The following is a 16,249-nucleotide window of genomic DNA, read 5'->3' as shown; positions in this document are numbered from 1 at the left end:
TTAAGCCTTGCGAAAACGGTAATGTGCCACCAGCCATTCATTGCCCTGGTGATAGCCAAATAGTTCGGCGCAGGACATAAAGAAAATACGCCAGCGTTGCAGCCATAATTTCGCCTCCCTCGGACCATAGCGTTCACTAAATAGCGCTATTATTGCCTGTTGATGCTGGTCAGTATTTTGTAACCAGGCTTCGGCGGTTTTTTGGTAGTGTACGCCGGATAAGTCCCATTGGCATTCTATCTTTAAATGCTGCTGGAAATGCAATAAGGTATCACGCGCGGGCATCAATCCACCAGTAAAGAAGTAACGCCCCATCCAATTATCATCGCCTTCGGTTTCAAACGGGTAAGCGAGATAGCGATGACAGAATAAATGCACAAATAATTTACCTTGCGGTCTCAGCCAGTGGCCTATCCGGCTCAGAAGATGCGCATAATTACGCATATGTTCAAACATTTCGATAGAGACGATGCGGTCAAATTCGCGGTTCAGTTCCAGCTGATTAACATCACAGGTGATCACTTCGATATTGCCAAGCCCTCGTTCCTGAGCTTGTTGCATAATGTAATCGCGCTGCGAATGCGAATTAGACACGGCAGTAATACGGCTATTTGGCAGATTTTTAGCCATAAATAAGGTCAATGAACCCCAGCCGCAACCTAATTCCAGAATGTCCTGATTATCGTTTAATTCAGCTCTTTGCAGATACAATGCCAGCATTTTTGCTTCAGCCTGATTCAGATTTTCGGTGTACTCATCCCAGTAACAGGAAGAATACTTCAGGTGTTCACCTAAAGCCAGGCGAAAAAAACCGGCCGGCACTTCATAATGCTGCTCATTGGCAGCAGCGGTTGCAATGGCAATGGGGCTCTCACGCAGCTCATCAAGCAAGGTGCGATAACGCTCACTCTGCCGTTCAACATCCCGATCAAATTCATCACGCAAACGCACTTTTAATAATTGTCGTATGCCTAAACGAATAAAATAATCGGGTAATTTTTGCTGTTCTGCAAGCGTAATCAGTTGCATGATCTATCTCCTTCAATCTTGTTTATTGCGTGGTGGCCACGGAAAAAATGCGGATGTTGTTTGTTGATAATGGCGGTAATCCTCACCACGACTTAATAAAGCCTGGCGTTCGGTATAAGGAATGCCGGTCAAAAAATATAAAAAAGCAAACATAACCAGCGGTGCTAGGCAAAGCTGCAACTGATATTCGCTGCCCCAGCCCAGCAAGGGATAAACAAACCAGTGCAGCCATTCAAAAAAGTAATTGGGATGACGTGAATAGCGCCACCAGCCCTGGCGACAAGTATGTCCTCTATTTTCCAGTTGCGTTCTAAATTCGGCGAGTTGTTGATCGGCCCTACTTTCTCCCCACAGAGCAATTAACGCGAGCAATAAGCCACTACTGATGGCTAAGGTATTAGGCGTTGTATTTTGCGCAACAGCCCAGAAAGGCAGGGATAATCCCCAGATAAATCCGGCTTGCACTTGAAAGAACACAAAAAATCCAGGACCTGAATAATTGCCCAGTGTTTTACGCAGGGTTTGATAGCGCCCATCTTCCTGTTCTACTTTAAAGCGTTTTAGCAAATGCCAACCTAAACGTAAAAACCAGGCAAACGTTAGCGCGGCCAAAACGGATTGTAATCCTGAGGGAGCTGAGCCTGTAAAAGCATAATAAGGCCCTGCGAGCATCATGCCGAATGCCCAGATGACATCGACAATACCTGCGTTTTTAGTGTGTTGCTGCCAAAGCCAGGCGATAAACATAGCAAGGCTGGCAAGCATGGCTACGATGATTAATTCAGTCATTAAAACATCTCCTTAGGATCTTGAAGTCAAAAGCTAAGCAACTACATTGCATTTGAGCTGCGTAAATTACGCGCCAGCCACAATAAAAACGGCACGACTATCGCCCAGCTTGTTGCAATACAGAAAAAACCTGACCAGAAATGATCGTTAAACTGTAATGCACCCAAACGCTCAGCACCTAAATAAGAAAGTGGACTGCTAATTGCGCTGCATACTGCCGCAAGCCCAAGTCTATGCTGTAACCAGGCTAATGAATGATTAAGCGTCAATGCCAGCCCCACCCATAATAAAAGTATCCACAAAGGTGCCAGGTTGTTAATCGTATTGGGGCTTGAAAACTGAATCAGGCCTAAGCTTATCCAGCTACTATCTAATATAAAACCGATCAATAAAGCGACTAACACCAGGGGAAAATCGCCTTGTATATGATTTGCCGGGTGTAGTTGCCAAACGATAAAAGCATTAAGCATCACAAATGCAGGCCAGACAAGGCCTGATGCCGCACCAATCACGGCCACAAACCACAAGCCCTGCAGCCAGAGCAGGTTGATTAAATTTTTACGCTGCATTATGGGGTAACCACTGCTTACGTCGGTTGCCTGGTTTGGCAAACATCAACTGCACACTGGAGGTCGATTTTTCCAGAAATCCACCTTCGCAATAACACAGGTAAAACTCCCACATGCGAATAAATTCTTCGCTATAGTCTTGTTGCCTGACTGTTTTAAGACGGCTCATAAAACGCTGACGCCAATGATTTAAGGTCAGTGCATAACTCGCACCTTGATCTTCCAGATTAAGCAAACGCATATCACTTTGAGTGGCGCTGCTGTTAACAATGGCGCTGACTGACGGTATAAAACTGCCAGGAAATATATAGCGTTGAATAAAATCGACGCTGTTCAAGGCTTGCTGATAACGATGATCTTCGATGGTAATCGCCTGAATCAAAGCCAGTCCCTGCGGTTTTAAAAGGCTGGCGCACTTATGCATATAAGTATCTAAAAATTGCTGACCAACGGCCTCAATCATTTCTATCGACACCAGCTTGTCATACTGACCTTGTAACTCGCGATAATCCTGCATGATGACGGTGACCTTATCAGCAACACCTTCCCTTAACATACGTTGCTGGGCGGCATTAAACTGTTCCACAGAAATGGTCGTGGTGGTGATCTTACAAGCGTAATTTTTAGCGGCGTAAGCAGCAAAACCACCCCAGCCGGTACCTATTTCAATAAGATGATCGCTTGACTGTAAATCCAGTTTTTGACAGATACGTTCCAGTTTTGCTGTAGAGGCGTCTTCCAGCGTCATATCCGGGCTATAAAAAGTACCTGCTGAATACATGCCATGTTGATCAAGAAATAAAGCAAAAAAATCATTACCTAAATCATAATGTGCCGCGATATTTTTCCGGCTACCGGTTGTGGTATTCTGATTTTTTTCATGCCAGAAAGTCAGCATCTTGTTCGCCAGAGTGGCAAAGCCACCCTCTATACTGTCCAGCAAATCACGGTTACGCACCATGATCTGAATTACTTTAGTTAAATCATTTGCCGTCCAGAGTTTATCCATATAGGCTTCGGCGGCACCAATAGAGCCACCCAAGGCTAATTTACGATAAAATGCCAGATCGGTGACCACGATACTCGCGCTAAGATCGCTTGCTAAATCCGAACCAAATTCGTAATAACCAATCGGGTCATTAATACTTAAACGAACATGTTCAATTTTTGTCAGCTTTTCCAGCAAGGAGCGTCGCAAGAATAAATCCAGTCGGCTGGCAGGTTTTGTTAACGGTTCTACTGATGCATTCATATTGATTCCTCGTATTAGTTAGTTTGCGGGGTGGTCAAATACAGGCAAGCGCTTAAGCCACAAACGCAAAGCCTGCCAGTAAATACCAAAGACTACGCTCAAGGTCATAAAGGGAAAGTGTAACGGTATAGCGCGTAAAGTCTGCGGGTTAATAGCGACACTTTGTAATTGCAGTGTGGCATCAAAACAACGTTGCTGGTCTTGTAACAGTGTCATGTGCACGGTGGTTGACTCATGCTGCAGATTAAAGTGCCAGAAATATTCAATATTCATCGGCATAAAAGGCGAAACATGAAATTGTTTAGTAAAGCGAAAAGCATATTTACCCTGTTTATTAGGCGCAGCAAGACAGTCCAGTACATAACAGTGACGTTCATTCCATGGTGTGTTGGTGATTTCGGAGAGTATATAGTCAGGATTATTAGCCCCGCTTGCATAGCACAGATAAAAACTGACTGAATTAAAACCAAACCCCAGGTAGCGTAAATTAGTTAATAAGCAAATGCGCCCGCTAAAATCCTTACCGGTCTGCTGTTTGATTTTTTCATGCACAGCAAACTTGATAGTCTGCCCCGGCTTACCTATATAATCACGCCGATAAAAACTGACCAGATTAAAGCGTTCTTTTGACCACCATCGGCTGGTGGCAATTACTTGATCCAGCTCATCCAGGTCAATCAGACTCATAAATAGCGGATAGCAAAAATTATGCTTTTTTGGACTAAAGCGGCGGTGGCGCACCGTACCGACCAGTAAACGGCTGTGTAAGTTAGTCATAATCAGCGAGTATACTGTCAACTACATCCTGTGCACTCTTGGCGCCATCTTCATGAAATCCCCATCCCCAGTATGCACCGACATAATAAGTCCGGTTGTGACCGTTAATTTCATGCCGCCGCTTCTGTGCCGCCAGACTTTGAGGGGTATACACGGGGTGATGGTAATTGCGCTTTACAAGAATTGTTTGTGGATCGATCTTGTCATTACAATTTAAAGTGACAATTAACGGCTCCGGGCAATCAATATCTTGCAACAGGTTCATATAATAACTCACCGTACATTGGCTATGTTGTTGATCCAGCTTCAATGCATTCCAGCTGGCCCAGGCTTTAGGGTGTTTGGGCAATAGCCGTGCATCGGTATGCAGGGCAACTTGATTATCCTGATAGGTGATTGCACCTAATATTTGCATTTCTGCTGGCGTCGGGTCAGATAATAAAGCTAAAGCCTGATCGCTATGACACGCCATAATGACTTGATCATAGCTTTTATGGTCTTTTGCCGTGCTGATACTGACACTGTTTTTGCTGCGACTGATAATTTCTACCGGTGTATGCAAACGCACCTGTCCTTTGAAATGTTTGCTAAACGCCTGCACATAACTATCTGACCCACCTTTAATCGTGCGCCACTGCGGGCGCTCATCAACCTGCAGCATTTGATGATTATTTAAAAAAGCGACTAGATAGCGGGCCGGAAACTGTTGCAAAATATGCGCTGGTCCGGACCACAAAGCACATGCCATAGGCAATATGTGGTCGTCAATAAAGGTCTGGCTATAATGATGGCTATGCAGATAGGCGCCGATGGTTTGCTGATCATCTTCGCTGTGCAAAAGCGCAGGGGCTTGTTTATAAAATCGAATAATATCCCAGACCATGCGATAAAATCGTGGGCTGAGTAAATTCTTGCGCTGGCAAAATAACTTATCCAGGGTCGTCGCATTATATTCCAGGCCACTTATCTTGTCGCTGACACTGAAAGTCATATCAGTCGCCTGCGAATCTACGCCCAGTTGCTTAATAAAACGGCAGAAGTTCAGATAATTATGTTCGTTAAAAACAATAAATCCGGTATCCACCGCATAGCTGCGATCGTTTAACATTAAGTGATGCGTGTCAGTATGACCGCCTAGATAAGCATTGGCCTCATACAAGGTTACATCATGTTGTTTACTTAGATAATATGCCGCATAGAGACCGGATATACCACTACCTACGATTGCAATTTTCATATTTTATTCTCTGGTAAACGTTTACTTGTTAGTCGGTGAGCAGGGACTTCCTTTAAATCCCAAATCAGACCCAGCAACGCCATTAAGCGTAATAAATAATAACTAATATCAATTTCCCACCAGTAAAAGCCCTGTTTTGCAGATACCGGATAATGATGATGATTGTTATGCCAGCCTTCGCCCAGAGAAATTAATGCCAGCAAGCTATTGTTACGACTGTCATCGCCGGTGTCAAAGCGCTGACTGCCGTAGATATGTGCCAGGGAGTTAATCATCAAAGTGCAATGAATCAAGACAACAGTAGAAATAATGTAGCCCCAGATGAATAACTGCCAGCCATTGGTATGCAACTGCGGGTAATAATCTTCCAGCCATGCCCCCAGGCACCACATGCTAATCCCATAAATAACCGGCACCACTACATCGAAACGATCCAGCCAGTGTAACTCGGGATATTTCTGTAAATCACGCACACACTGTGTTTTAGTATTAAAGTGTTTCAGAGTCAGAAACCAGCCCATATGACTCCATATAAATCCGTGTCGCGGACTATGTGTATCTTTATCGGTATCCGAATAGCGGTGATGGTAACGGTGATTAGCTGCCCACCAGACAGGGCCCCTTTGTGTCGCTGCTGCACCGAGGACACCAAAGATAAATTGACATACGCGGCTGGTTTTAAAGGCTTTATGCGAAAAATAACGATGATAAAAAGCGGTAATGGCAAACATGCGTAATAAATAAGAAGCCAAGGCAACCCATAAGGCAACAGGACTCCAGCCGACAACAAAAACCAGTAAACAGGCCAAGTGCATAAGAATAAAAGGAATGACTCGCATCCAGTCTATCGCATCAATATTAGCGTAACTACCCGCCTCTTTGCTGCTGTCAAACCACTGCAGTAAAGTGTTTTTTCTGGATTTATCTGCTGTCTCGCTATTCATATATAGTACCTCTGTCATCCTGATGGAACATTTGAGTTGCAGTTTAAGTTATTGAGCGTGAACATCATGTGAACGATAAATAAATAAATGTTCACGCGATGTTCACACGCTATCCTGAATAATAAACTCCAAACAAAGGAGTTAAGACCATGCGAGTAATGTTAATTGTTGTATTCTTGTTTATCACTGCTTGCAGTTCTAACAAGAGCAGCACTATAAATAAATATCTGGATTTGATCGCGACTGAACAGGAGACCGAAATGGACCCCCGCGTAGCAAACTTTGCTGATCTTTATAATCATTTAAATCATAACCATGTCGCTAACCAGGTGACTAAAACCTATGCAGAATCTTTATACTTTAATGACACGCTGGTTACGATTGATAATCGTGAAGAACTGATCAAATATCTTGAGCAAACCCAGCAAGAAGTCGAATCTATGAGCTTGGAGGTAATTCAAGTATTTTCAAAAGACGAGGATGTCTTTGTGCAATGGAAAATGCAAACGGAGTTTACCATTATGGGTAAGCACAGCAATGTAAACTCTATAGGTATCAGCCATTTACGTTTTAATGAAGAGGGCAAAATAATATTGCATCAGGATTACTGGGACAGTACAAATGGTTTTTTTCAACATATCCCTGTTATAGGAGGACTCATCTTATGGGTAAAAAATCGCTTACATTAATTATCACTGGCTTATTAATATGCCAAAGCAGTATTTCAGTTTTTGCTAATGAAAGCCTCCCGCCTAAGCTGATGGCAAATAAAATGCAGTTAAAACGCTGTAGCCAGGGCGAATTAAAAGCGTTTATGATCATTCATGTGGGGTATGCGGCATTGTATCTCAATGCCTGTGAGCAGTTGAATAATGTCTTATCCCCTGAGCCGAAAAGATTACGCTTTGTCTACGAACGCTCGATCCCTGCGAACGCTTTTCAGGAAGCGGCAGTGGAATATTTAAAATTAAATTTAGGCCGCAAATATGATGTCTGGCAAGCAACAATAGAGCAATTCAATCAGGCTTATCAACCCGTCAAAGATGGCGATTACTATGATTTAAGTTACCATCCAAAAGAAGGTTTGACTTTGGCATTGAATGGAGCGCAACTGGCAACCATCAACGACCCTGAAATTGGTCTCGCTTATCTTAATATCTGGTTTGGTAAAGACGCTTTTTCGGAAAATTTAAAAGCCGCCTTATTAACCCCGGAGAGGATATAATCGCAACCTGGGCATAGCTTGATGATCTGCAACAGCAAATAACGTAGTTTCTCGCTTTTCCGTATAAGGCAACCGCCCTATGCGCTATATTAATAGAGGTTCTGAGATGAAAATACTGATAACAGGCGGCACTGGATTTATAGGCAGTGCTTTGATAAAAACATTACTGCCCCAAAAGCACCAGATTACTGTGCTGAGTAGAAATGCAGACAAAGTTGCCAGGCTATTTGCCGATAGTGTTACCCCGCTAAGCGATTTACATGCGCTAACTGCCAGTGATCATTTCGATATTATCATCAATCTCGCTGGCGCTTCGATCTTTGATAAACGCTGGACAGCAGCGCAGAAAACTATTATTCGCGACAGCCGCATTCAATTAACCCAGCAATTAATTGACAGGATTGCCACTATGCAGCAAAAGCCACAGCTATTGATCAGTGGTTCAGCAATTGGGGTTTATGGTGACCAGGGTGACACTGAACTGACTGAACAAAGTCACAGTGTTGCTGATTTTTCTCAGCAATTATGCGCTGACTGGGAGCAAACCGCCTTGCAGGCACAGCAATATGATGTACGCGTTTGTTTAATGCGTACTGGTCTGGTATTAGGCAAAGACGGTGGTTTATTGCAACGGATGCTATTGCCTTTCAAGCTCGGCCTGGGTGGGCGCATTGGTAGCGGCCGGCAATGGATGTCCTGGATTCATCTGCAAGACTGGATTGCCATTGCCGAAAGCATGATCAATGATAGCAGTATGCAAGGTGTCTACAATGCAACGGCAATTAACCCGGTGACTAATCTGGAATTTAGTAAAACCTTAGCTGAAGTTTTACAAAGACCCGCTTGCCTGCCTTTGCCAGCCTTCGCGTTAAAAACCTTATTGGGCGAAATGTCGGAGCTCGTTTTAGGCAGCCAAAAGGTATTACCCGAGCGTCTGGTACAACATGGTTTTGAATTCCAGTTCAGCCATTTACGCCGTGCCTTAAATGATATTTTGAAGTAGTTTATTATTGTTGTTTATCACCCATTAAATTTATTTAGATTAAGGAAATATTATGCTCAAAATACTATATATCTCAGGTCTTATTTTAGTCCTGGCGATTTCAGGCTGTGAAGACATGAAAATGGATAAAAAAGTAGTGCAACAAATAACGCCTGTGCAGTAAAGCGGCCTATCGCAGTTTTTCCACTATGCGACAGGTCACTTCTGATTATCTGCGAGGCGTGAGCAAATTGCCCATATAAAAGGGCCGCCAGCGCGCATGTTAACCTGGTTGTGCATAAGGAGCAGTGACTGTGACCGTTATCAGCAAATGTTCAAGGTAAGATAATTCCCGATACACTGTGGCTGCTTTTACCGGAAAATATAATCGCTACAGTCATTTCAGGAGATTGAACAATGAAAAAGTTAATAACGCTTATCAGTAGTATGTTTCTAACGGGTTGCACCGTTTTTGGTATACGCACAGCAGCAGAGCCTGACTATCAGGTGCTTAAAAAATATGACTCGATTGAAATCAGGCATTATCCGCCGCTGATTATTGCTGAGACTAAAGTAAACGCCGATTATAAGCAGGCAAGCAATCAAGGTTTTCAGCGACTTGCTGGATATATTTTTGGTGATAACAAGCAAAAGCTCAAGCTGGATATGACTACCCCCGTTATACAAGAGCCACAATCTGAAACGATTAGTATGACGACACCTGTTATCCAGGAAAAAACGGATTCATCCTGGGTAATGGCATTTGTACTGCCACCAGAGTACACATTATCAAATGCACCAGAACCCACTGACCCAGCTGTTTTGATTAAACAACTGCCTGAAAAAACAGTTGCCGTGTTGCAATATTCTGGCAGCCTATCGGAACAAACGATGGTTGAAAAAGCTGCACAACTAAAAGTTTGGTTGATCAGCAACGCATACCATCAGGTTTCCCCTTATCGTTCTGCTGCTTATGATCCACCCTGGACTTTACCGTTTCTGCGCCGTAATGAAATATATATTGAAATAGAGCCAGCAATCTGACAGGGTTTTCTGCTAATGATTTGCATTTCTCCTGTATTGCCAGGCATGAAAGTAAATCTCAATCCTGGCATATTAAACAATGGGTAATATTGATGCTGAAACAACCGCTTTTCAAAGAGTAAAACGAATGACATCTGACGACAAGCTGGATAGCCGCTATAGTAAGCCGCAGAAAAAGCCGGACTTTATTTTGTTTTATGATGGTGCCTGTCCGATCTGCATACAAGAAGTCAGGGGCTTAATGCGTATGAATAAACAGGGCAAGCTGGCATTTCAGGATATCAATGCAGCGAGTTTTAAACCCGAGAACTTTCAGTTAAGCCATGCTGAGCTGATGGCTGAGATTCATGGACTGAAAGTTTCCGGAGAACTGATAAAAGGCATGCCGGTGTTTCGCGAGCTCTATAGTGCAGTTGGTTTAGGCTGGTTAATAGTACCGACTGCCTGGCCTGTATTACAACCATTATTTGATTATCTGTATCAGGTATTTGCAAAACATCGGCACAAACTGGGGCAGCTTTTTTCACATAAGACAGCGTGTCAACGTTGTATCAAATAAACGGAATAAAGATGATAGCTTTTACATTGACTTGCTCTCAGACCCCTCAGATTATGCGCTTATTTTTGTCAATATTAAGCAAGTATTGCTCATGAGCAAAACGATTATCCACTGGTTCCGTCAGGACTTACGTTTACAAGACAATCCAGCGTTATATGCCGCAGTGCAGCAAGGCAAAGTGTTGCCCGTGTACATACTGGATGACGAGTCTGCTGGCATTTACCAAATGGGCGCAGCCAGTCGCTGCTGGTTACACCACTCGCTAAAGGCTTTAAATGCATCATTAGCAAACAAATTGCAGATTTATTCCGGTCATGCAGAGGCCATCTTGCTGGAACTGGTCAAGACATACTCGGCAAATGCAGTACACTGGAATCGCTGCTATGAGCCATGGCGTATTCAACGTGACTCACACATCAAGCATAGCTTAAGTGCGCAAGGTATTGCTGTACACAGTTTTAACGGATCGTTGCTTTGGGAGCCGTGGGATGTTCTGAAGCCTGATGGCACGCCTTACCGGATGTTCACGCCTTTTTATCGCAAGGGTTGCCTGAACACCAGATTTCCGCGTACACCACTTGCACAACCAGAAACTATTGACTTTGTGGTAAATGAAAATACCGGGCAATCCATAGAGAGCCTGATGTTATTACCTAAAATACCGTGGGATCAACCCTTAATGGCAACGTGGCAGAGTGGCGAACAGGGCGCGAGGCAAACTTTGCAGCAATTTCTGGATTCCGGTCTTAATGATTATAAAGTAGGCCGAAACTTCCCGGCGCAACATTTTGTCTCACGTTTATCGCCTTATCTGCATTTTGGCGAATTATCGCCATATCAGGCATGGCATGCACTCGAATTCAGGCAACAAGATGATAATAGTGAGCATTTCCGTAGCGAACTGGGTTGGCGCGAGTTTTCCTATAACCTGTTGTATCATCACCCTGATTTAGCGGAAAAAAATCTGCAAAGTAAATTTGATGCTTTTCCCTGGCAGGAAAACACTACGCACTTAATCGCCTGGCAACAAGGCCAGACCGGTATTCCAATTGTTGATGCAGGCATGCGTGAATTGTGGCAAACCGGTTATATGCATAATCGAGTGCGTATGATCGTCGGTTCATTTTTAGTGAAAAACCTGCTCCAGCCCTGGCAAGCGGGAGAGCGCTGGTTTTGGGATAGCCTGGTGGATGCCGACCTGGCGAATAATAGCGCCAGCTGGCAATGGGTAGCTGGTTGCGGAGCTGATGCTGCACCTTATTTTCGTATTTTTAATCCGGTCTTACAAGGTCAAAAATTTGATGCTCAGGGTCAATATACACGTCAGTATGTACCGGAATTAATAAAACTACCGGATAAATATCTGTTTAATCCGTGGGAAGCGCCGGATAGGATTTTGCAGGCTGCCGGAATTCTGTTAGGTAGAGATTATCCAGCGCCGATTGTCGAACTTAAGCAGTCAAGGCTAAGAGCGTTAGCAGCGTTCAAATCGCTTGGGAATATGCATGATAATAGTCGTGCAAAATTATTTTAATAAAAGGCTATGTCTGCATTAACTGTTATTTTGCACTTGTGACTTGAATCCACGCACTAATATTTCTGATGCAAAAGTAAGTCTATCTCAGTTAATAAAAATAGTTCAAGAAACTAATGAACCTATTATTATTGGCAAGACCGACAATCCAGTCGCTATTCTTTTTGTATTTAAAGAAAGTCCATCACCTCGAAAACTAGGTGGAAGCTGGAAAGTAAAGGTAGAAATATGGGATAATTTTGACGAGTCTGCTGATGAATTATCTGATCATTTTTGTAATTCCGTTATTTTTCCAGATAAAAAATGAATTTTTTCTTGGTTCTCATATTACTAGGGGATTAAAAACAACTCTATACAATCAATTATGTGTTTAGTTCTTACTATTTTATTATCTTTATTTGTCCCAAAAAACTTATGAAAAAAAAGATTTTTCTTGCATTATTATCCTTTAGCTACCCACTTCTTCAGGGATGCTATCCTGGGTGGCAAACAGTAAAAATAGAGCCATCCGTAGTTAATCAACCATGTGTATTGCAAGGAAAAATGGAAGTGTGCAAAAGTGTGGATTCTAACTGCGAAATATGGTTTAAGAAACGGGCAACAAAGGTAGATGCTAATACTATAAGTATTGAAACATATGATGAAGTGAGTTTTGGAAGGTACTATAACTGTCAACCAGGTTTCCCACCATATAAGAAGCTGAGGTTTTCTAAAGAAGATTATACACAAGGTTCAAATACCGTTACTGGTCAAGCTTTTTTGAGGCAGAGAGGTGGCGGTGTGGTCACCTGTGCAGGAAACACAGTTATTATGTACCCAAATAATCTCTATTTTTTAGCAAAACGTAATGGTTCACCTGAAGTAGAAATAAACGATGAATCATCCTTCATGGAAAAATCTACTCAATGCGATGCAACTGGAAACTTTGAATTTTCTAATATTCAAAATGGAGAATGGGTTATTGAAACAACTGTAGGATGGGATGTTCCAGAAATCATCCGTATTGGCTATTACTATAGTATTCATACAAATAGGCAAGGTGGGTTGATGAGAAAAGAAATTACAGTAAGAAGTAATGAAAAAAATAGGTTTATTATATCCAACACATCCGAGTAAAAAAATTAAAGGGGAAAATAGCTGAAAAGCCAAAATGTAGAACTTAAGTCTGTTATGTGCAAAGTAACTAAGGTAAAGTTGATTGGTTAATTTAATTGTTATTTTTAAGAGAGAAAAATTATGGAAACAATTTCGCAACATGTTGTAAAAGATGCAGATGGTGGCTGGTCTGTGAAAAAGGGAGGAGCATCAAGAGCCTCTAAGCATTTTGATACGCAAAATGAAGCTATAGTTTGGGGGCGTAATGTAGCCAAAAATCAACATGCAGAATTTTATATTCATGGTAAAGATGGAAAGATTCGCGAAAAAGATAGTTATGGAAATGATTCTTTTACCTCAAAAGATAAGAAGTAGTTAGTGGAGGAGTTTGAAAAAAACATTTTTGTAAATTGTCCATTTGATGATGACTTCCGGCAATTACTCATTTCTATAGTATTTACTATAAAATATTTTAATTATATGCCAAAACTGGCACTAGAAAGTGCAAATTCAGGTGAAAGTAGAATTGATAAAATTGTAAATCTAATCGAAGAATCAAAGCTTGGAATACATGATTTGTCAAGAATAGTTTCTACTAGTGAGAATGAACATTACAGAATGAATATGCCATTTGAATTAGGTGTTGATTATGGTTGCCAAAAATTCAAAGGTGGAATATGGAAGAAAAAGAAAATACTCATTCTTGAAAAAGAAAGGTATAGGTATCAGAAAGCATTGTCTGACTTATCTGGGTCTGATATAAAAAATCATGATGATGAACCTATAAAAATTATTACAGCGGTCAGAGACTGGTTGGTTACGGAAGAGTTACATGCTGGAGCAAGTGGTAGAAAAGTTTGGTATAAATTTAATGACTTCCAAACATATTTATATGAAAAAGTAATCGAAGAAGATGGACATGAGTCAGTTGATGCGGTGCCAATTCCCGAAGTTATTTTTCACATGTCAAATTGGTTTAAAGCTCGGTAGGTTGCGGTGAAATACGAATCCCAATACAACACAATATGCCAAAACCCTAAAAAACCAACCCCCGATTCAACGAAAACACCTTCTCCTGAAATTTATACCGCTTTGCAACTATAAACTGTTAGGGTTCGTACCTCACTCCAAGCTACTACGCTACTGTATTTTATGGACAATAATCACGCTTATATCGCCCCCGTGGCAATAACAGCCTATTCGGCTTTAAGTGCCTGTGGTATGGGCAATAAAGCTTTATACCAATGCCTGGCAGAGAATCAGTCCAGACTGGAGCCATTATCTTTATTTAATATCCCGTTTCCTGCTTATGTAGGAGAAATCAAACAGCCATTATTGGACATTCGTGATCAATTAGCAGAATATAATTGCCGCAATGCACGAGTTGCTTTAACCGCTTTAAATGACAAACAAGGGGGGGGTCGTGATGCTGTCGAAGTGGCGAAAGAAAAATATGGCGCGCATCGAATCGGAGTTATTATTGGCACCAGCACCTCGGGGCTTTATGAAACAGAAGCGGCTTATGGAATTTTGTTGGACACGGGTAAAATGCCGGATGATTTTCATTTTGTAACTGAACATGCTTACCAGGCAACGGCACGATTTGTACAACTGGAATTAGGCTTAACGGGTATTTGTTATGCTATTTCCACCGCCTGCTCATCAGGTGCTAAAGCGATTGCTGCTGGACAGCGTTTAATTAATGGCGGGCTTTGTGACGCGGTCATAGTCGGCGGTGTTGATACCTTATGTCGCTTAACTTTGCGTGGTTTCCGCAGTCTGGAATTAGTTTCAAACCAGCCCTGTACCCCTATGGATAGAGACCGGAAAGGGATCAGTATTGGTGAAGCCGCTGGCCTGTTAGTGCTAGAAACAGTGCATGCTGATAATCGCGATGCGATGAAAGTACTGTCTGTGGGTGAGTCTTCGGATGCCCATCATATGAGTACCCCGCATCCGGAAGGAAAGGGCGCTGCCCTGGCAATGAATAATGCCTTACAGCTGGCAGGTTTAACAGCTGACAACATTGATTATTTGAATTTACACGCTACAGGAACAAAAATAAATGACAGCGTGGAAAGCCGTGCGGTGTTCAGTGTTTTTGCAGACAGGCTGGCATGTAGCGGAACCAAAGGTCTTACCGGGCATACGTTGGGTGCAGCGGGTGCCTTAGAAACAATAATTGCTTTAATAGCATTACAGCAACAGTTTATTCCCGGTACTCAGGGTTTACGGGAACTTGATGATGACTGCCAGTGTCAGGTCATCCAGGCGCCATTACATGCGCAGACATTGCAAATTGCGATGAGTAATTCTTTTGGTTTTGGCGGCAATAATGCCAGTGTAGTTGTATCGCTATGATGAAACAGTTATTTATTAAATCTGCAGTTGTGTGTTGCCCGGATAGAGAACTACTCAGCCATTTCAATTTGCCTGGTAGCGATATAGATAATAGCTTTATTCCGGCCGGAATACGCAGACGCACAAGCATGACCACGCGGATGGCTATTACTGCAGCAAAATTAGCGTGTTTGCAGGCGAATACTGATCCACAAAACCTTGCGTCGGTTTTTGCCTCATTAGGGGGCGAAATACAGGTAACTGATGCACTTTGTCGTTTACTGCCCGATGATAACGAGCTACTTTCTCCAACTCAGTTTCATAATTCCGTACATAATACTACGGCCGGTTATTGGGGGATTTTAAATAAATGCCAGGCACCTACTACAGCGATTGCTGCAGCTGATGATACTTTTGCAATGGGCTTGATCGAGGTATGGGCGCAATTGCAACAAGGGAAAGGTGAGCGATTGTTGGTCTGTTATGATGAACTATGGCCACAATATCTGGCACCCCCTATCGGGCAAACGGCGTTTGCCTGTGCTTTTGTCTTGAGTTCAGAGGCTGAGCAAGCAATAGGTGCGATTACTATGCCCCAGGTTGCGCAACAGTATAAGCAAGATATGCAGGCGGAATGGCTTAAGCTGGCAGAGACTGCACCAGCCGCGGCAGTCATTCCTTTGTTGCTGGCAGTGCAGCACAAGCAGGTGGGTTTAGTGCCGTTAAATATTAAAGCACCTGTCTGGGCGTGCCAGTTTAAAAGCTGATTTTCTCGCTTATACGGGATGATAATTGAATTAACACGGGGCGTAGGCGTTAGTTTACATTGTTATTGCATGTGCAGGCTATAAAGCCCGCACTCCTTACTTTACC

General features: G+C 42.7%; 19 protein-coding genes. 12 read left to right on the top strand and 7 right to left on the bottom strand.

Translation table 11 applies throughout. The features are described from left to right. Genes AU255_RS14480 through AU255_RS14450 form a run of 7 tightly spaced genes read right to left on the bottom strand, consistent with a single transcriptional unit; the run spans nucleotide 1 to nucleotide 6,597 of the window. A complete protein-coding gene (locus AU255_RS14480) occupies nucleotides 1-1,029 on the bottom strand; it encodes an SAM-dependent methyltransferase (protein WP_080523642.1) in 1,029 nt (342 codons plus the stop codon). Nucleotides 1,030-1,041: 12 nt separating this feature from the next. Further along, nucleotides 1,042-1,818 carry a DUF1295 domain-containing protein gene (locus AU255_RS14475; RefSeq protein WP_080523641.1) on the bottom strand — a complete coding sequence of 259 codons (777 nt, stop codon included), beginning with the start codon at nucleotides 1,816-1,818 and terminating at the stop codon, nucleotides 1,042-1,044. Nucleotides 1,819-1,859: 41 nt separating this feature from the next. Then, nucleotides 1,860-2,387: a DUF2878 domain-containing protein gene (locus AU255_RS14470; protein ID WP_080523640.1), complete on the bottom strand. Its 528-nt coding sequence runs from the start codon at nucleotides 2,385-2,387 to the stop codon at nucleotides 1,860-1,862. After that, nucleotides 2,377-3,639 (bottom strand): SAM-dependent methyltransferase, encoded by a 1,263-nt coding sequence (locus AU255_RS14465; protein ID WP_080523639.1) that lies wholly within the window; start codon nucleotides 3,637-3,639, stop codon nucleotides 2,377-2,379. The genes AU255_RS14470 and AU255_RS14465 overlap by 11 nt, the downstream gene beginning before the upstream one ends. Before the next feature lie 18 nt (nucleotides 3,640-3,657). Continuing rightward, on the bottom strand, nucleotides 3,658-4,416 hold the full coding sequence (locus tag AU255_RS14460; RefSeq protein WP_080523638.1) for a DUF1365 domain-containing protein: 759 nt from the start codon (nucleotides 4,414-4,416) through the stop codon (nucleotides 3,658-3,660). Next, on the bottom strand, nucleotides 4,409-5,653 hold the full coding sequence (locus AU255_RS14455) for an NAD(P)/FAD-dependent oxidoreductase (protein WP_080523637.1): 1,245 nt from the start codon (nucleotides 5,651-5,653) through the stop codon (nucleotides 4,409-4,411). Before AU255_RS14455 ends, AU255_RS14460 begins: the two co-directional genes overlap by 8 nt. Further along, the gene (locus AU255_RS14450) at nucleotides 5,650-6,597 is read right to left on the bottom strand and encodes an acyl-CoA desaturase (protein ID WP_198942645.1); all 948 of its coding nucleotides are present in this window, start codon (nucleotides 6,595-6,597) and stop codon (nucleotides 5,650-5,652) included. The genes AU255_RS14455 and AU255_RS14450 overlap by 4 nt, the downstream gene beginning before the upstream one ends. Nucleotides 6,598-6,857: 260 nt before the next feature. On the opposite strand from AU255_RS14450, the gene AU255_RS14445 reads away from it, so the two are divergent. The 12 genes from AU255_RS14445 to AU255_RS14390 all read left to right on the top strand — a co-directional run bounded on the left by AU255_RS14445 (nucleotide 6,858) and on the right by AU255_RS14390 (nucleotide 16,143). Then, on the top strand, nucleotides 6,858-7,286 hold the full coding sequence (locus tag AU255_RS14445) for a nuclear transport factor 2 family protein (protein WP_158083140.1): 429 nt from the start codon (nucleotides 6,858-6,860) through the stop codon (nucleotides 7,284-7,286). After that, the gene (locus AU255_RS14440) at nucleotides 7,262-7,822 is read left to right on the top strand and encodes a chalcone isomerase family protein (RefSeq protein WP_080523634.1); all 561 of its coding nucleotides are present in this window, start codon (nucleotides 7,262-7,264) and stop codon (nucleotides 7,820-7,822) included. The genes AU255_RS14445 and AU255_RS14440 overlap by 25 nt, the downstream gene beginning before the upstream one ends. Nucleotides 7,823-7,928: 106 nt before the next feature. Continuing rightward, nucleotides 7,929-8,825, top strand: a complete 897-nt coding sequence (locus AU255_RS14435; RefSeq protein ID WP_080523704.1) for a TIGR01777 family oxidoreductase — start codon at nucleotides 7,929-7,931, stop codon at nucleotides 8,823-8,825. A 396-nt stretch (nucleotides 8,826-9,221) separates the two neighbouring features. After that, nucleotides 9,222-9,848, top strand: a complete 627-nt coding sequence (locus AU255_RS14430) for an SOUL family heme-binding protein (protein ID WP_080523633.1) — start codon at nucleotides 9,222-9,224, stop codon at nucleotides 9,846-9,848. A gap of 127 nt (nucleotides 9,849-9,975) precedes the next feature. Beyond that, on the top strand, nucleotides 9,976-10,407 hold the full coding sequence (locus AU255_RS14425) for a thiol-disulfide oxidoreductase DCC family protein (RefSeq protein ID WP_080523703.1): 432 nt from the start codon (nucleotides 9,976-9,978) through the stop codon (nucleotides 10,405-10,407). A gap of 91 nt (nucleotides 10,408-10,498) precedes the next feature. Next, a complete protein-coding gene (locus AU255_RS14420; protein ID WP_080523632.1) occupies nucleotides 10,499-11,941 on the top strand; it encodes a cryptochrome/photolyase family protein in 1,443 nt (480 codons plus the stop codon). Between the two features lie 43 nt (nucleotides 11,942-11,984). After that, on the top strand, nucleotides 11,985-12,248 hold the full coding sequence (locus AU255_RS14415) for a type II toxin-antitoxin system Phd/YefM family antitoxin (RefSeq protein WP_080523631.1): 264 nt from the start codon (nucleotides 11,985-11,987) through the stop codon (nucleotides 12,246-12,248). Between the two features lie 107 nt (nucleotides 12,249-12,355). After that, the gene (locus tag AU255_RS14410; protein WP_143735975.1) at nucleotides 12,356-13,057 is read left to right on the top strand and encodes a hypothetical protein; all 702 of its coding nucleotides are present in this window, start codon (nucleotides 12,356-12,358) and stop codon (nucleotides 13,055-13,057) included. 120 nt (nucleotides 13,058-13,177) lie between these two features. Next, a complete protein-coding gene (locus tag AU255_RS14405) occupies nucleotides 13,178-13,411 on the top strand; it encodes a DUF2188 domain-containing protein (RefSeq protein ID WP_080523629.1) in 234 nt (77 codons plus the stop codon). A 3-nt stretch (nucleotides 13,412-13,414) separates the two neighbouring features. After that, complete coding sequence (locus tag AU255_RS14400; RefSeq protein WP_080523628.1) at nucleotides 13,415-14,026, top strand: hypothetical protein; 612 nt, start codon at nucleotides 13,415-13,417, stop codon at nucleotides 14,024-14,026. A 162-nt stretch (nucleotides 14,027-14,188) separates the two neighbouring features. Next, nucleotides 14,189-15,397 carry a beta-ketoacyl-ACP synthase gene (locus AU255_RS14395; protein WP_080523627.1) on the top strand — a complete coding sequence of 403 codons (1,209 nt, stop codon included), beginning with the start codon at nucleotides 14,189-14,191 and terminating at the stop codon, nucleotides 15,395-15,397. Beyond that, complete coding sequence (locus AU255_RS14390) at nucleotides 15,394-16,143, top strand: beta-ketoacyl synthase chain length factor (RefSeq protein ID WP_080523626.1); 750 nt, start codon at nucleotides 15,394-15,396, stop codon at nucleotides 16,141-16,143. The genes AU255_RS14395 and AU255_RS14390 overlap by 4 nt, the downstream gene beginning before the upstream one ends. Nucleotides 16,144-16,249: the final 106 nt, after the last annotated feature.

Origin of the sequence: Methyloprofundus sedimenti, from assembly GCF_002072955.1 — a bacterium.
Classification (GTDB): domain Bacteria; phylum Pseudomonadota; class Gammaproteobacteria; order Methylococcales; family Methylomonadaceae; genus Methyloprofundus; species Methyloprofundus sedimenti.
This window is presented reverse-complemented; position numbering and strand designations above follow the sequence as displayed.

Bases quoted from the DNA above. Each gene is read 5' to 3' on its own strand.
- AU255_RS14480 (WP_080523642.1), bottom strand. From the start codon at position 1,029: ATGCAACTGATTACGCTTGCAGAACAGCAAAAATTACCCGATTATTTT.
- AU255_RS14475 (WP_080523641.1), bottom strand. From the start codon at position 1,818: ATGACTGAATTAATCATCGTAGCCATGCTTGCCAGCCTTGCTATGTTT.
- AU255_RS14470 (WP_080523640.1), bottom strand. From the start codon at position 2,387: ATGCAGCGTAAAAATTTAATCAACCTGCTCTGGCTGCAGGGCTTGTGG.
- AU255_RS14465 (WP_080523639.1), bottom strand. From the start codon at position 3,639: ATGAATGCATCAGTAGAACCGTTAACAAAACCTGCCAGCCGACTGGAT.
- AU255_RS14460 (WP_080523638.1), bottom strand. From the start codon at position 4,416: ATGACTAACTTACACAGCCGTTTACTGGTCGGTACGGTGCGCCACCGC.
- AU255_RS14455 (WP_080523637.1), bottom strand. From the start codon at position 5,653: ATGAAAATTGCAATCGTAGGTAGTGGTATATCCGGTCTCTATGCGGCA.
- AU255_RS14450 (WP_198942645.1), bottom strand. From the start codon at position 6,597: ATGAATAGCGAGACAGCAGATAAATCCAGAAAAAACACTTTACTGCAG.
- AU255_RS14445 (WP_158083140.1), top strand. From the start codon at position 6,858: ATGGACCCCCGCGTAGCAAACTTTGCTGATCTTTATAATCATTTAAAT.
- AU255_RS14440 (WP_080523634.1), top strand. From the start codon at position 7,262: ATGGGTAAAAAATCGCTTACATTAATTATCACTGGCTTATTAATATGC.
- AU255_RS14435 (WP_080523704.1), top strand. From the start codon at position 7,929: ATGAAAATACTGATAACAGGCGGCACTGGATTTATAGGCAGTGCTTTG.
- AU255_RS14430 (WP_080523633.1), top strand. From the start codon at position 9,222: ATGAAAAAGTTAATAACGCTTATCAGTAGTATGTTTCTAACGGGTTGC.
- AU255_RS14425 (WP_080523703.1), top strand. From the start codon at position 9,976: ATGACATCTGACGACAAGCTGGATAGCCGCTATAGTAAGCCGCAGAAA.
- AU255_RS14420 (WP_080523632.1), top strand. From the start codon at position 10,499: ATGAGCAAAACGATTATCCACTGGTTCCGTCAGGACTTACGTTTACAA.
- AU255_RS14410 (WP_143735975.1), top strand. From the start codon at position 12,356: ATGAAAAAAAAGATTTTTCTTGCATTATTATCCTTTAGCTACCCACTT.
- AU255_RS14405 (WP_080523629.1), top strand. From the start codon at position 13,178: ATGGAAACAATTTCGCAACATGTTGTAAAAGATGCAGATGGTGGCTGG.
- AU255_RS14395 (WP_080523627.1), top strand. From the start codon at position 14,189: ATGGACAATAATCACGCTTATATCGCCCCCGTGGCAATAACAGCCTAT.
- AU255_RS14390 (WP_080523626.1), top strand. From the start codon at position 15,394: ATGATGAAACAGTTATTTATTAAATCTGCAGTTGTGTGTTGCCCGGAT.